The organism is uncultured Algibacter sp. (assembly GCF_905480415.1).
In the GTDB taxonomy this organism is placed as follows: domain Bacteria; phylum Bacteroidota; class Bacteroidia; order Flavobacteriales; family Flavobacteriaceae; genus Algibacter_B.
Window position 1 is genome coordinate 1 of the sequence record NZ_CAJQQI010000100.1, and the last position, 16119, is coordinate 16119.

General features: G+C 32.8%; 9 protein-coding genes. 3 read left to right on the forward strand and 6 right to left on the reverse strand.

Annotated elements, in window-relative coordinates:
* The 6 genes from QZ260_RS06940 to QZ260_RS06965 all read right to left on the reverse strand — a co-directional run.
* Window positions 1–3147 (reverse strand): VCBS repeat-containing protein (locus QZ260_RS06940; protein ID WP_295984377.1); only part of this gene is annotated, 3147 nt, incomplete at its 3' end.
* A 44-nt stretch (window positions 3148–3191) separates the two neighbouring features.
* The gene (locus QZ260_RS06945) at window positions 3192–4040 is read right to left on the reverse strand and encodes an N-acetylglucosamine kinase (protein WP_295984380.1); all 849 of its coding nucleotides are present in this window, start codon (window positions 4038–4040) and stop codon (window positions 3192–3194) included.
* A 16-nt stretch (window positions 4041–4056) separates the two neighbouring features.
* Window positions 4057–6108, reverse strand: a complete 2052-nt coding sequence (locus QZ260_RS06950) for a family 20 glycosylhydrolase (protein WP_295984383.1) — start codon at window positions 6106–6108, stop codon at window positions 4057–4059.
* 9 nt (window positions 6109–6117) lie between these two features.
* The gene (gene nagB, locus QZ260_RS06955) at window positions 6118–8040 is read right to left on the reverse strand and encodes a glucosamine-6-phosphate deaminase (RefSeq protein ID WP_295984386.1); all 1923 of its coding nucleotides are present in this window, start codon (window positions 8038–8040) and stop codon (window positions 6118–6120) included.
* Between the two features lie 103 nt (window positions 8041–8143).
* A complete protein-coding gene (locus QZ260_RS06960) occupies window positions 8144–9730 on the reverse strand; it encodes a RagB/SusD family nutrient uptake outer membrane protein (RefSeq protein ID WP_295984388.1) in 1587 nt (528 codons plus the stop codon).
* Between the two features lie 11 nt (window positions 9731–9741).
* Complete coding sequence (locus QZ260_RS06965) at window positions 9742–12756, reverse strand: TonB-dependent receptor (protein WP_295984390.1); 3015 nt, start codon at window positions 12754–12756, stop codon at window positions 9742–9744.
* A gap of 487 nt (window positions 12757–13243) precedes the next feature.
* Between QZ260_RS06965 and QZ260_RS06970 the strand changes: the two genes are divergently transcribed.
* The 3 genes from QZ260_RS06970 to QZ260_RS06980 are packed head-to-tail and all read left to right on the forward strand — an operon-like array spanning window position 13244 to window position 16105.
* Entirely contained in the window at window positions 13244–14029 is a 786-nt protein-coding gene (locus tag QZ260_RS06970) for a histidine kinase (RefSeq protein WP_295984392.1), read from the forward strand.
* Window positions 14029–14757 carry a LytTR family DNA-binding domain-containing protein gene (locus tag QZ260_RS06975; RefSeq protein WP_295984393.1) on the forward strand — a complete coding sequence of 243 codons (729 nt, stop codon included), beginning with the start codon at window positions 14029–14031 and terminating at the stop codon, window positions 14755–14757. Before QZ260_RS06970 ends, QZ260_RS06975 begins: the two co-directional genes overlap by 1 nt.
* Window positions 14758–14779: 22 nt before the next feature.
* Entirely contained in the window at window positions 14780–16105 is a 1326-nt protein-coding gene (locus tag QZ260_RS06980; RefSeq protein ID WP_295984395.1) for a sugar MFS transporter, read from the forward strand.
* Window positions 16106–16119 lie beyond the last annotated feature (14 nt).

Below are 16119 nucleotides of genomic sequence, written 5' to 3' on the forward strand. Positions count from 1 at the left end.
CACACCACCTTTACCCCCCAACAATAGATAGCCTTTTGATGCATCATAGCGAATAGTTTCTACTTCAGTATCAAAGGTGTTTCCAACTCCAAAAACATCCAAATAACCATCATTATTAATGTCGTAAACTTCAAAATTTAAGGTAGGACTAAATTGAGCTTGGTTAGGTAGGTTTTTAATTTCGAAGGTGCCGTTGCCTTTATTTTTTAATAGCATAGAAGTGAAGTTATGTGCTTGAAAATGATTGGCTTTTTCAAGTTTATCTGCCCCATAAATATCTGGTAAGGTAGACAGTGCAAAATCCTTATAAGTCTTTAGTTTATTATTTATAAATGGTGTTTGTTGTGAGGAACATTCTTTACCACGTATAGGAATTAAATCGCCAGTTTTTGAAACTTTACTTAGGACGATATCAAAAGTTTTATTGTTGTCAAAATAATCAGCATAAATATGTAATGGTTTTTCTTTTGTAGGATGAAATTTATTATTATTTCCCCAGTTTCCGACCAGATAATCGGTTAAACCATCATGATTAATATCTGCTTCTTTAATAGTTTGGAACCAACCATTATTATTTGTTAATCCCAAAATGTCCTTTTTAGAAAAAGTATTATCTATATTCTCATAAAAAACTATAGACATCCACTCACCAACAACTATTAAGTCTAAATCTCCATCATGATCATAATCGGAAAAGAGAGCATCATTAATTACCGGAAGGTTGGACAAGTCATTAATTCTTTCGGCAGTAACATTCGTAAACTGGCCTTCTTTATTTTCTAATAAATACGGCTCAAAGGATAGAGGGTACCTACCATGTTCAACACCGCCTACAAGAAAAACATCTTGATCACCATCTTGGTCAAAATCTGAAAACACCGCCTTTTTAGTTTGAATTAAATTTTCAAATAATTTGGTTTTTTTAAAGATTCCTTTTCCGTTATTTAAGTACAACCTATTTTGGAGTAATTTACTGTTTTCTAGATTTTCATAACCTCCAGATGTTACATATAAGTCTAAATCATTATCGTTATCAATATCGACAAATTCAGCATCGGTGTCTTCAAAGATTCGATCTAAATGGAATAAATTTGGATTAGTTTCTACAAATACTCCATTGGGTTTTTGGACGTAAAGTGAAGCTACTGCGTCTTTGGCATTTCCAACAAAAAAATCATCTAAGCCATCGTTATTAATATCGCCAACGGCCAAAGCTGAACTATTTTCAGACTGCTTTTGGGGTAATAACAGTTGCAAATCAAAATCGTTAAAATTATTTTCTTTTTGTGTATAGTTAATCCCTATTGAAGAAGGTTCAATATTTTCAAATAAAGTGTTAGATTTCGAGTTTAAATTAGAGGTTTCATTTGCATTTTTATAGGTGATAGTTACCGTTTTATTAACCTCTAAGTTTGTAATTATTTGATGTTTATTATCTGGCCACAATATAGAAATGCTATCTATTCCACTAAGGTTTCCTAATCCAAAATGTAAGCTATTTGAAACAGAAGACTGATAGCCTCTGCTGAGAAACAGTGTTTTTGATTGTTGTAAGTTTTTAGTAAATACCTGAACCGTACTACCAATGCCATTGATGTTTTTATTAGGCCCTTCTAATTTAAATGTGATAAAATTATTGGTAGCATTATTTTTGTAAATAGAAGCTTCTTCGTCTTGATTGTTTAAAACAATATCTACGTCTCCATCATTATCTAAATCGGCATAAATAGCACCGCTTGAATTTATTTTTTTATCAAAACCCCAATTTTGGCTTTTGTTTTTAAAGGTTAAATCCTTATTGTTTTGAAATATGTAATTACTTAATTTAGTAGATGGCATCATATTTATGGCCTCATCTAAAGATACTTTTTTACGATTTCGAATATTGGTTTTCATCTGATTTCTAAAATCTTGATTAGAAAGATCATTTTTAATACCATTAGTAACAAACAAATCATTGTAACCATCATTATTAAAATCTGCTAATAACGGTGCCCAACTCCAATCTGTTTTGGCTATTCCGGCCAATTGTCCAATCTCACTAAAAGTGCCATTACCATTATTAAGCTGAAGCATATTAGACATGTATTGATGATGATATCCTCTGTCAACCAATAAATTAAAATTAGTGGTGCTCATAGTCGCCATATTCTGTTTGCTACGAATATGATCTTCTGCAAGCATGTCTAAAACAATCAAATCTGGTTTTAAATCGTTATTGATGTCTACATAATCAGACCCCATACTATTGGAAGAAATGTGTTTGAACCTTAGTAAGGCTTCGTCCTTAAAAGTGCCATCACCTTGATTGATATACAAAAAATCAGGTTCTAAAAAATCGTTAGCCACAAATATATCAGGGAGATTATCATTATTAAAATCGCCTATAGAAGCACTTAAACCCCAAGCTTTGTTTTCTATTCCAGCTTGTATTGTGACATTTGTAAATTTCCCATCATCATTTCTAAATAATTGATCGGAATTATAGGGCTCTTTGTTTTTCTGAACCAAAGAATCAATAGTTGTATTATTTTGAAAGTCCTGACGATGATTTACCAAATACATATCCAAATCGGTATCATTATCATAATCAAAAAAATAAGCCTGAGTTGAAAATCCAAAATGATCTAACCCATAATCAGCAGCGACCTCTTTAAAAGTGTTGTTTTTCTGATTTATAAATAATTTGTTTTTTCTAAGTTGATGACTCTTTAAAGACCCTGATTTACAGACATAAATATCCAGCCAACCATCATTATTAATATCAATCATAGTAACTCCAGTAGTCCACCCTGTATCATCAGCAACACGTGCCTGTAATGTGATATCCTTAAACTTAAGATCACCTTGATTTAAGTATAATTTATTTGAACTTTGATTAGATGTGAAGTATAAATCTTGAAGGCCATCATTGTTAATATCTCCCACGGCAACACCAGCGCCATTATAAATATAAGAGTAGTTTATAAAGTTAAAATACAGATTTTCTTTTACTGTATTTGAAAAGTGAATTTGGGTGTGTTGATTATCAACTAAATTGAATAATGTAGTACTTTCTATTTCTTTACCCTGTTGACACGCACTGAATATTAGAAAAAGCAAAGCTGTAGTCACTTTTTTTTGAGATAATAAATTCTTAATATACATTTTCACAATTTGAATATCAATATATTACAAGTAACCTTTATAATCTAGCTAATTTCACTTTGTTGTTTAATTATTTTATCAATTGGGCTTTTAATAAAACTAGAAGCTTTTAATCCTCTTTTGCTTAAAGCTAATGCTATATAATCTTGTGCAAAATATGCTATAGAACCTACAAAATGTAACGGAACTGTTTTCAACTCTTGACTATATAACGCTATGTGGTTTTTAACAAAAGTATTCATCCCTTTCATGATTAACTGTTTTATAAAAGGATTGTTTTCGTTTTTAAACAAGAAGTGAGCAAATTCTGCTAAGTATTTATTGGGTGTTGAAGATTTGTATAATTTTTTTATTATTTCTTTTTCTTTTAAATTGTAATCTTTCTCAAATAAAAGTCGCAATCCTTTAGGCATTTGCTTGTAATAGTAGGCTTTTAAAAGGGCTTTTCCAAAGTAGTTTCCGCTACCTTCGTCCATCAGGATGTAGCCAAAAGCAGGTGTTTTTAAATGTATGCTTTTACCATCATAATAGCAACAATTAGATCCAGTACCTAAAATACAAACTACCGCAGGCTCTTTTGTTGTAGCCATGACTGCTGCCATGGTATCTTCACTTGTTTCGGATTTAGCGTTTTGAAAGTAGGACTCCAATATCTTATTGACCTTCTTTTGGGTCTTTTTTGTACCGCAACCTGCTCCGAAAAAGTTAATCTTAGTTACTAAACCTTTATATTTTTTTAGGGCATCACTTTTATATAAAACCTCAGAAAATTCTTTTTTGGACAAAATAGCTGGGTTTAGCCCTTTAGTTTTTATTCTAATAGGTGCTTTTACTGAGTTTTCACAAAGAATCCAATCACATTTGGTAGAGCCGCTATCTGCTATTAAAATCATGTCTTGTAAAATGCTGTTAGTTTGATAAATAACTCATTTCGCAATAGGCAGTCAATTTCTTTAAAGTGTCTACAATGACTACTTCAACATCAACAAAAGGTTCATTTAAAATTTCAATATAATTTTTAACGGCATTGAGGTTTTTAGCTGAAATACTTTTATTCTGAATCGTTTCGTGCAGTATTAGGGATACTTCTGAAAGGGTTTTAGATAAATTTTGTAATGGTTTTATTTTTGGATTTTTTGTCAGTTTCACAAAATCATCATGGTTCATAGCCCAAGTTTTTAAATAAGATAAAACCTGAATGGCATTTGGTCTATTTGAATCATTAATAAAATTGTTTGCTAAATGGTTAAAATCGGAAGCATCTTTGGCATCAACAACACAAGCATCAGCAAACAAATTAAATGGTGAGAATGATTTATATTCAATACCGCCTTTATTACGACTGTATACTTTTAGAGGTTCACAAATTTTTGAAAGAGCAATAAGCGAAGTAATATCTTGATTGTTAGTCATACCCCTTAAAATAACATCTCTGTTTTTAATATGTGTTATCCCTAATTCTTCTAAATGAAAAGACACCCTTTTAAGACGTTTTTTCATGTCATTAACATTGTTAATGTTTTGCGGTGACCAAAAACGTTCTGCTATAGCTGCCGTTCTGGGCCAAATTCTAGAATCTATGGTTAACGGCGTAACTAATTCGCTCCACATAGTAGCTTCTCCACCTAAAATACGCGATTGTTCCTGTTCAGTTAATTGTGCATCACCTATAGGATCTACAGTATAGTGATGTTCAACAGATAACATTCTATCTATGTAATAGCCGTTAGACAGCACGGTGTGGTAGCCTTTTTTAGCAGCACTAATTAATGAACCACCTTTTTTAAGTCCTTCATTTTCCCCACGCCATGAATGTATTACAGCAGTTGTTGGCATATTTGGAGTCATAATTTCATCCCATCCCATCAATTTTTTACCTAATTTATTTAGAATTTTTTCTAGTTTAATATTGAAATAGGTTTGTAAATTGTGATTTGTTTTTAAACTATGATGTTTTTTAAACTCTTGAATATCTTGACTTTCATCCCAATGTTTACCTTCGTTTTCATCACCACCAATATGAAAATAGTTGTCAGGAAATAAAGGCGTTATTTCAGAAAATAAATTTTCTAGAAATTCATAAGTGAAGTCTTTTGTTGGATTTAATGTAGGGTCAAATACACCAGAAAAACGCTCAATAGCATAATCATAACCATCTTTACTACCAAGCTCGGGGTAAGCGTTTAAAATAGCTGAGGCATGACCAGGAACATCAAATTCTGGAACAACACGAATCCCTAAATTATCTGCATACGCTACTAGATCTTTTACTTGTGCTCGTGTGTAGTATAAACCATCTGAAGCTAATTCGTGTAATTTAGGATATACTTTTGATTCTATTCTAAACCCTTGATCATCCGTTAAATGCCAATGAAATACATTCATTTTAACGCTTGCCATAGCATCAAGATTACGTTTTAAAACATCAATTGGCTGAAAGTGTCTGGCAACATCAATCATCAATCCACGCCAAACAAATCTTGGTTCATCGTTGATGCTAACACCGGGAAAAAAGTAATTGGTTTCATCGTTATGAGTTAATTGCAACAGTGTTTCTAAACCTCTAATGGCTCCAATATCTGTTTTTGCTTTTATATTTATAGACGTATCGTTTACAGCAAGCGAATAAGATTCGTCATTTTCAACACCTAGTATAGAAACTGTATCAAAAACTACATGAATATTTCCTTTTTCATTTTTTAAAGGAAACCCTTTATCTAAAAAAACAGCTGTTCTCGTGCTTAAACGTCTTAGAAAATTAATACCGGCATTACGAACTCGTCCATTATTATCTGGATTTATTGAGATCGTAACGTCGCTATTAATAATAAACTTAGCAGGGTTTTCTTCAATAGCTTTTGGCCAAGGCATTAAATTATATGTTTCGGCCAACATGTTTTGAGAAACCAAATGTCCACTATAGATACTACATATTATGAAAACCAATACAAGTTTTTTCATTTCTTTTTTTTAAAAGTGGTAGCGTTTAAAAGCTTCTATAGCAGCATAATCCGCTAATCCTAAATCATTATATTTTTTACCTGTTAATCTATTTCTGTCTTCAACCCGTACCCAAAATTCACGAGAATCTCCGCCTTGGAACATTACTCCATCTTTTTGAGATTGGTGATAAAATATAGCATGGCGCTTTTTCAGTACTTGATCTGGACTCATCGGAACTGCCATTTCAATTTGGTAAGATTCCCATTCGTGCCAAGCGCCACGGTAAAGCCAAACCCAACAATCATCCATATATTTATTGTGTTTAAGTTTCTCTAATGCTATAAATAAGGCGTCTAAACAGACTTTATGTGTGCCGTGTGGATCGGCTAAATCTCCTGCGGCATAAATTTGATGTGGTTTTATGTTTTCAATTATACTGCACATGATATGAACGTCATCATCTGAAATATTTTTCTTTTTAATGGTGCCTGTTTCATAAAAAGGCAAGTCAAGAAAATGAACATTTTCATCATTAAGTCCTAAATATCTTGTAGCTGCCAGTGATTCACTTCGTCTAATTAATCCTTTTAATTGTCGTACTTCATTAGAATCAATATCATTATACGTTTTCAGTTTTAGAAAATTGATAATGCTTTCAGTTTCCTCACAATCAGGACATAGCGTTTGAGTGATTTCAGCAAATTTTAATGCTTCTTCATCTGAAACAGCAATATTACCAGACGTTTGGTAGGCTATATGCACGTCGTGTCCCTGTTCTACTAATCTATCAAAAGTACCACCCATAGAGATAACATCGTCATCAGGGTGAGGACTAAATATAATCACACGCTTTTTCGGGATATTGGCTCGCTCTGGTCTGTTAGAATCGTCTGCGTTTGGTTTTCCACCTGGCCACCCTGTAATAGTATGCTGTAATTTGTTAAACATTTTTATGTTTAAATGGTAAGCAGTTCCTTCCTCAGTAAGAAGACCAGACATACCATTATTGTTATAATCTTTGTCCGTTAATTTTAAAATAGATTTATTTAAAAGCTCAGAAAGCCAAACTACAGCCTTCAGCTTTAATGATTCGTCCCAAACACAAGAGGTAACTAACCAAGGTGTTTTTACTCGGGTTAATTCAGAGGATGCGCTCTCGTCTATAATAAATGAGGTGTTGTTGTGATGTTGTAAATAGGTTGCTGGAACTTCAGAAGTTATTTCGCCTTCAACGGTGTCTTTAAGAATTTCTGCTTTATTAGCCCCCCAACCTAAAAGGACTATGCGTTTTGCACTTAGTACCGTCCCTATTCCCATAGTAATGGCTTTTCTTGGTACATTATCAATGCCCAAAAAGGCGGGCGCAGCATCTAAACGTGTAATATGGTCTAAGGTAATGCTTCTTGTCCCCGAATTAAGATGAGATCCAGGCTCATTAAAACCAACATGACCTGTTCTACCAATACCTAATAATTGAAAATCTAGACCACCTACAGCCTTAATTTTCATTTCGTAATCAATACAGGATTGGTATAAATCTTCACTACTAACCTTTCCATTTGGTATGTTGATGTTTTCTGGCAAAATATCAATATGATTAAAAAGGTGTTCGTGCATGAAATAAAAATAACTTTGAATGTTATTCTTATCCATAGGGTAGTACTCATCTAAGTTGAATGTGATAACGTTTGCAAAGCTTAATCCTTCTTCTTTGTGGATTCTAATGAGCTCTTCATAAACTTTTATAGGAGATGAGCCTGTTGCTAAACCTAAAACACAAGGTTTATTTTGACTTTCTTTTTCCCTAATCAAATCGGCAATTTCATCAGCTACAAGAATTGAAGCCTCGTTTGAATTCTTGAAAATAATGTTGTGTATTTTTTCAAAACGAGTGTCTTCAAACTTTCCTGCTTGTGTGTAAGCTATATTTTTATGACTTGCAATTTTCACAATATATTATTTTGTGATTAATAATTTTTGTTAATGCAAACGGAAAACCTAAATCTTCCGTCTGCTTAACTCTCAAACTAAACTAATTCAAACTAATTTTATCTTAAAAATTCGCTGCTCCTGTGTCCCACCAAAGACGAGTTCCGCCATTGTCTGAACCTCCAAGTTTTGAGACTGCACCTGTTACTCCATCAGGGTTTGTAGAAAGCTCACTATCTACAAAAGGAATTCTTCTTATTTGAATATCAGTATCTATGGTTCCTCCACTTTGGTTACTTACTACAGGGAAAATCTTAGGATAACCTGTACGTCTAAATTCACTCCAAGCCTCTTGTCCTTCTGGGAACATTGCAATCCATTTTTGGGTAATAATTTTTTCTAACCTTTCTTCATTATCAGCCGCATCTGTCCACGCAATAGTAACATCACTTAATGCTGCAATATTATTTGCAGGATTGTATGTATCTACATAATCTATAAAAGTAGAGGTGTTATCTGCTACATAGCCAGTAGCTCCACTAGCACCATGTTGGTCAAACGATAATTGTATTCCTGTCTCATAGTTAGCTTCAGCATCTCCTGCTCCAGACCAACCTCTTAACGCGGCTTCAGCTTTTAAGAAAGCTACCTCTGAAGCGGTCATTAATTGCACTCTTGAGGTATGAATATTATCATTAAGTGTAGAATAATTAATATAATCAGCTTTTTGAGCTAATTCATCTGCATAACCTGCTAATAATGGTAAACCACCTCTTACTCCTTTAAGACCTCCTGTAGCTACAGAATTATCAAAATAAGCACTAGCTCTAGGATCGTTATATCCAACCAATATAGACTCCATAGAAGCATTCATTCTTATATCACCCCATGAATTATCTATAGTTTGTAAAGGATGATCTACAATACTATTTACAAAGAAGCTGTCTGTATTAGCTTCCATAACACCTAAGCTTTGACTTAAAGCTTTTTCTCCTTCAGTTTTTGCTTTAGTAGGATCTATTTTAGAGATACGAATAGCTAAACGTAATCGTAATGAATTTGCTAATTTTACCCATTGAGAGTAATCTCCTCCATATGATAAATCAAAAGCCGCAAATCTTGGGCTATCAATATTTGCCATAAGATTAGCTTCTGCTGTATCTAAGTCTGCAAAAAACGCATTGTAAACCTCTTGTTGAGAGTCATAAATCCCTGCATTTGCTAGGTCTCCAAAGTTAGAGTACACTATTGGTCCAAAAACGTCTGTTACACGGTGCATTGCTGCTACTTTTAAAATTAATGCAGTACCATATAATGTAGGGAATTCAACTTCTGTTAATTCACTAATTGTTTGAACGTTATTCATAACATTAGAATAAGGCACACTCCAAATAAAACCATTCCAACCACTTACTAAGTTATAGGTAGTATTATTTGCTCCTGCCACAAAAGGTCTTGGCGGAGTTTGATATCCTGAATATACATCAGCATTTAAGTTTTGCTGTAATTGGTAAGACCAAGCAGGACTATATTGATAAATACTCTCAAAAATAGGTTTGTATTTTGAGCCCACTTGTTGAAAGTCAACCTCTAGCTGCTCTTGTGTAATATTTCTATCGTTTACATTAAATTGTTCTAAATCACTACACGACGTAATAACTAGACCCAATACAACTAAACATGCTAATATTTTACTTATATTTTTCATCATTTTAATTTTTTTTAGAATGTTAAATTAAGGTTCAGACCTATGCTTCTTGTTGATGGAAGCCCTAAAACATCTACACCTTGTAACGAATTCCCTGTACTTAGAGATACATTAGGATCATGTGGTGCATCTTTGTGGAAGAAAAACAAATTGTTTCCTATTAAAGATGCTTTAATTCTTGAAAAGAATGAATTTTCTGCAAGATTAAAGTTATATCCCAAAGCAAATTCTGCTAATCTAACATTAGTTGCGCTATAAATATATTCTCCAGTAAAGCCATTTCTACCACCTACTTTTCCATAATAATCTTGTGCAGACATTGTGGTAGCAGCACCATCAACTTGCACATTTACAGTACCATTTGAAGTTTCTCTAGAAGAGTTGTTACTAAATCCTTCAACAATAGCCTCAGTCATACTCATAGTTTCGCCACCGAATTTTCCGTCAATTAAGAAATCTACTGTAAAGTTTTTATACTCAAAAGAGTTGTTCCAACCTAAGGTAAAATCAGGATTAGCGTTCCCTACTTTTGTTAAACCATCAATAGTATTATCATCATTTGCTATAACAGCATCACCTTCAATAATTGGCAAGCCATCTGCATTGCGTCTTACTACTTGAGCATAAATATCACCAAACGAACCACCTTCGACTAAGTAAGATCCGAATGTGTTTACACCTTTGCTAGATAGGGTGAAAAATTCAGGTTCAATTAAACCTTCTAGTACTTGGCCATTATAGATTTTTACAATCTTATTTTTGTTAGATGCGAAATTTACAGTTGTCGTCCATTTTAAATCTTCATTTTGAACAGGGATAGCGAACGCAGATATCTCAATACCTGTATTTGAAATTTCTCCTGAATTCAAGTATGCTTGGGCTGCTCCAATAATAGATGTAGAAGTTGAAAATGGATAATATTGATCTACTGTTTTAGTGTTATAGTATCCTAAATCAATACCTATTCTATTATTATTAAATTTCCATTCTGTACCAATTTCAAAAGACTTTTGTCTTTCTGGTTTAGGCGTAGAACCAGGGAAAGGTCGTATTGGACTTTGTGAATTTACACCACCACCACCAAAAATGATAGTGTTGTTAGGAGCTATTTGATCAGCTGCAAATCCATTTCCTACTTCTGCATAAGATGCTCTTAATTTAGCAAACGAAACATTTTTTGGTAATTCAAATATTTCACTTAAAATACCTGTTACACCCACTGATGGGTAAAAGAATGAATTGTTTACTGCAGGCAATGTAGAAGTCCAATCGTTTCTTGCTGTTAAATCAATAAATACTCTGTCATTAAAGCCTATTGTAGCACTTGCAAAAACAGAGTTAACTCGAGTTTCTAAAGATCTTTGAGTTAAATTCACAGCAGGGTTACCATTAAAGTTTTGATACGCAAATACGTTTGCAAATTGCAAACCGCCGTTAGTTCCAGAATCAGCAACTAGAGACTCTGTAGTATTACGTGTAGTACTTGTTCCTATTATTGCTGAAACAGACGTAGTCTCATTAATTTGAGTATTTATATTTGCAATAACATCACCGTATAATTGTGTAAAGTCAGTTTCGTTTACAATATATCTACCATTTAAAGGTGCTAAAGTAGCTTCAGTTGTAGCGTAGACCTTTTTTTCATAGCTAAGTTGAGATTTATCATATGTTCCTCTTGTTTGAAGAGAAAGCCAATCATTTATTTTGAAATTTAAATTTAAAGATGCTACTAATTTATTATTGACATCTTTACCTACATTGCGATTAATAATCCAATATGGATTTTGTTCAATATCAGATGTTCCTCTAAACCAACGTTGCGCCATTATATTTCTATTAGGGTCTAAAGCTTCAAAATTTGAATAGTCTGATAAACTTTCTGAAGCCGACTCAAAAGCATAAGCCCCAACTAGTGGGTTAAAATACAATCCGGAAACCGGTCTGTTTTTTATATTTTGCGTAGACGCCATTACACTCGCATTTGCAGTTACCTTACCATCAAAAAATTGAGCAGTTTCTCTAACATTAAATGTATGTTGCTTTAATTCATTTGTTGGCAATACCCCTTCTGAAAATGTATTACTATAAGAAAAATAAGTTTGTGCATTTTCTGTTCCACCAGATGCAGATATTGAGTTAATACTTGTAAAACCAGTGGTTAAGAAATCATCAATATTATTTTGTGTAGTACTATTAAAATCCATAGCGTAAGCAGCACTATCAACTGTCAGGTTTGATGAGAAATCAACCTTAAAACTCCCGGATTTCCCTTTTTTAGTAGTAATTAATATTACACCATTTAGACCAGCACTACCATATAAGGCAGATGCAGATGCTCCTTTTAAAACTGTTAAAGATTCGATGTCATCTGGGTTTATTAAAGATAAAGCATCACCGCCATCACGGTTACCTCCACTAGCATCGCCGAAAGTATCACTTGGCTGGCCAGATGTTGGATTAGATAATGGCACACCATCAATAACGTACAAGGGTTGATTATTTCCTATTGAAGAGTTACCTCTTAATGTCACCTTAACAGATCCACCAGCACCTGATGCACTTCTTGAAACAGCAACACCAGCTACCTTACCAGACAAACTGTTAACAGGGTTGGTTTGTCTAACCTTGTTTAATTCATCAGCATTAATGTCCTGAGCTGCGTAAGTTAATGATTTTCTACTTTTCTTAATACCAAGCGCTGTAATAACAACCTCACTAAGTTGCTCAGCGTCCTCTTCTAATTGTGCGTTAATCACACTCGAGTTACCAACAGTTATCTGAATCGCTGTCATCCCTACATAAGAAAAATTTAATATGTCTCCAACGGAAGCTGTAATTGAATAATTGCCGTCAAAATCTGTTTGGGCACCATTAGAGGTCCCTTGTACAATAACATTCACTCCAGGAAGAGGGATGCCATCGGTTTTTGAAGTTACTGTTCCGGTTATACTTTTTTCCTGAGCAAAAGAAATTTGCATAATTAAAAGTAAAAAAGAAAACAAGAAGAGTGTTCGTAAGTTTTGTTTCATAATTTGATTATTTTGTTTTTTTAGTTTAGCCAAACTATTCATAATCAGAATAATTTAAAAAAATATTATATAAACTGCATCATTTTGCACATAGACGGCATTTTATGTTCGATAAGTGATTTGGCCAAAATAAACTATTGCCAATTTAATTGTTAGTTAGTGAATATATCACTAAAATTGCTATAGATTAATAGGGTTTTAGTAATGAAAATCTCATAAAATTAAAATTATTTCAATATTTAACAGAAAAATAGGTGATACAATTCCAATCAAATATCATGTGATATTTTGGTTGAGTTATTTCGTTTTTAACATTGTGCGATGGGGAAGTTATTTTGACGACTACTGGTATTCTTTAAAATCTAATTTAGTAGAATTTCCAATTCACATTATAGTAATTTACATAAATGTCTATTATTTGATTCCAAAATTTATACTTCGGAAGAAATATCGGACTTATGTCTTTTTGTTGCTTCTTATGTTAATTATGGTATATTTAGTTAGAACAGGTCTGAATTACCTTTTGGTAACAAAAGATATTTGGCCAGAGGCAGAGGACCCTGCAAAGTTTATGGAGCTAAATCACATAATAGCCGTGGTGCTGGGTGAATTGTATGTTATTGGTTTTGTTTCAGCTATTAAGCTAGTCTTAGATTGGGCTATTGAAAAACGAAGAAATGAAGATTTAGCAAAACTGCAAATGAGCACGGAGCTTAAATATTTACGCACACAAATTCAACCTCATTTCTTTTTTAACACCTTAAATAATTTATATGCATTAACTTTAAAAAAATCTGATAATGCTCCAAGATTGGTTATTAAGTTATCCAATATGATGCAATATATTTTGTACGAAGTAAAAAGCTCCAAAGCTAGTTTACTTAAGGAAATAGGTCATATTAATAATTTTATTGATATTGAACGTTTAAGATTTGATGATAAAGTGGATTCTGAAATGGATATTACTGGAAATATTGAGGATGTTATTGTGCCACCTTTATTATTTCTTTCCTTTGTTGAAAATTGTTTTAAACATGGGATGAAAGAGAACGATAATTTAAGAATAAATATGAGTTTTGATATTTCAAATAATGGCTATTTGGAATTTACTTTAGTTAACAGTTTTAATCCAAAAAAAACTCAAGATGATAGTATTGGAATTGGTAACGAAAATGCAAAACGACGATTAAAATTATTATTCTCGAATAATTATATTTTAGACTCTAAAATAGAGGGCGAAAACTATAAACTGTTCCTAAAAATTCCTGTTTGATGAAAATTAAGTGCATTATAATTGATGATGAACCCTTAGCAATATCAGTGATTGAAAATCATTTAAAAAACTTTGATCATGTTGAAATTGTTGAGACATTTAATAACCCCCTAAAAGCGTATCGTATTTTGGAACAAGAAAAAATAGATCTTATTTTTCTTGACATTAATATGCCACAAATGACGGGTTTTGCATTTATAGGGAACTTGAGTCATAAACCTTTAATTGTTATTACAACTGCCTATCGAGAATATGCTGTAAAAAGCTTCGAGCTTAATATTTTAGATTATTTGGTTAAACCTATTCCTTTCAATCGGTTTTTAAAAACTATAAATAAGGTGTATCAACAAATTTATGTTAGTAATTCTTCTACAGATGTTAGTTTACAACAAGAACCACATATCTTTCTAAAAGTCAATAAAAAGCTAATCAAAATAAACCTAAATGATATCCTTTATATAGAAAGCCTTAAAGACTATATTAAAGTCATTACTACTATAGGAGATTATGTAGTACATAAATCGCTTACTGCTATAACCGAAGAATTGCCTCAATCAAATTTTATACGTATTCATCGGTCTTATACTATTTCAATTAATAAAGTTATTGCATTGGAAGGGAATACTGTTGAAATTTCAAATAGAAAGATTCCGATAGGACGAAACTACGTGAAACAAACAAAAGAGCGCATATTTAATATTAACGACAATAAAGAAAATAACAGCTAACCATAAAATCACATAAATAATTATGCCCAATACACAAGAAATATCATCTAAAAACAAAACATTCATTCCTATACTTATTATAGCTGGATTATTTTTTATTTTCGGATTTGTTACATGGATAAATGGGGCTTTGATTCCATTCATGAAAACCATAAATGAATTGACCGATGCGCAGTCCTATTTGGTTGCAACAGCTTCGTATATTTCGTTTGTTGTGATGGCGTTACCAGCATCGTATATTATTAATAAAATAGGGTATAAAAAAGGAATGTCATTAGGTTTGATTATTATGGCTTTGGGAGCATTGATTTTTATTCCAGCTGCAGGCGCAAGAACTTATTGGATGTTTTTAGCTGCCATTTTTATTCAAGGCGCAGGTATGACTTTATTGCAAACAGCATCTAATCCGTATATTACTATTTTAGGGCCTATAGAATCCGCAGCAAAGCGAATTGCTATAATGGGGATTGCCAATAAGGTGGCAGGAGCGTTAGGTTCAGTGATATTTGGAGCTATATTATTGTCAGGAATAGACGATATTAAACAAAAACTAGATCTAGTTGATGCTACTGAAAAAGAAAGTTTATTAAATACTATGGCTGATAGTGTGGTAACTCCTTATATAGTTATGGCTATAGTGTTGTTTTTGCTGGGTATTTTAATTAGGAAAGCGCCTTTACCACATGTAGAAGCTGATCCAATAAAAGCTTCAGAAACAGGAGGGAAAACAAAATCAAGTATTTTTCAATTTCCACATTTATGGTTGGGAGTTTTAGCGCTGTTTGTTTACGTAGGTGTTGAGGTTATTGCTGGAGATACTATTATTTCATATGGTATTTCACTTGATATTCCTGTAGAGCAAGCCAAATTTTTCACATTGTTTACGCTCATGGCTATGGTGGTAACCTATGCTTTAGGCGTATTTTTAATCCCTAAATATATAAGTCAAGCCTTTGCTTTAAAATTTAGTGCTGTTTTTGGAATCGTTTTATCATTTTGTATAGTGTTTACTAATGGTTTCACTTCGGTTCTTCTTGTAGCTTCTCTAGGGTTTGCGAATGCTTTAGTATGGCCAGCTATTTGGCCTTTAGCGTTAACCGGCTTAGGTAAATTTACTAAAACAGCATCAGCTTTATTAATTATGGCTATTTCAGGAGGCGCTATTTTGCCCTTATTATACGGAAAATTAGTTGATGTAAAAAAAGAACAATTGATTGAAACTGGTCTTGATACTATTGCTGCAACCATTGATTCGGCAACTTTTGGATACTGGGTTTTATTACCGTGTTATATTATCATATTTTATTATGCCTTTTGGGGTCATAAAGTTGGTTTAAAGAGTACATAATTATATTCTTAAAA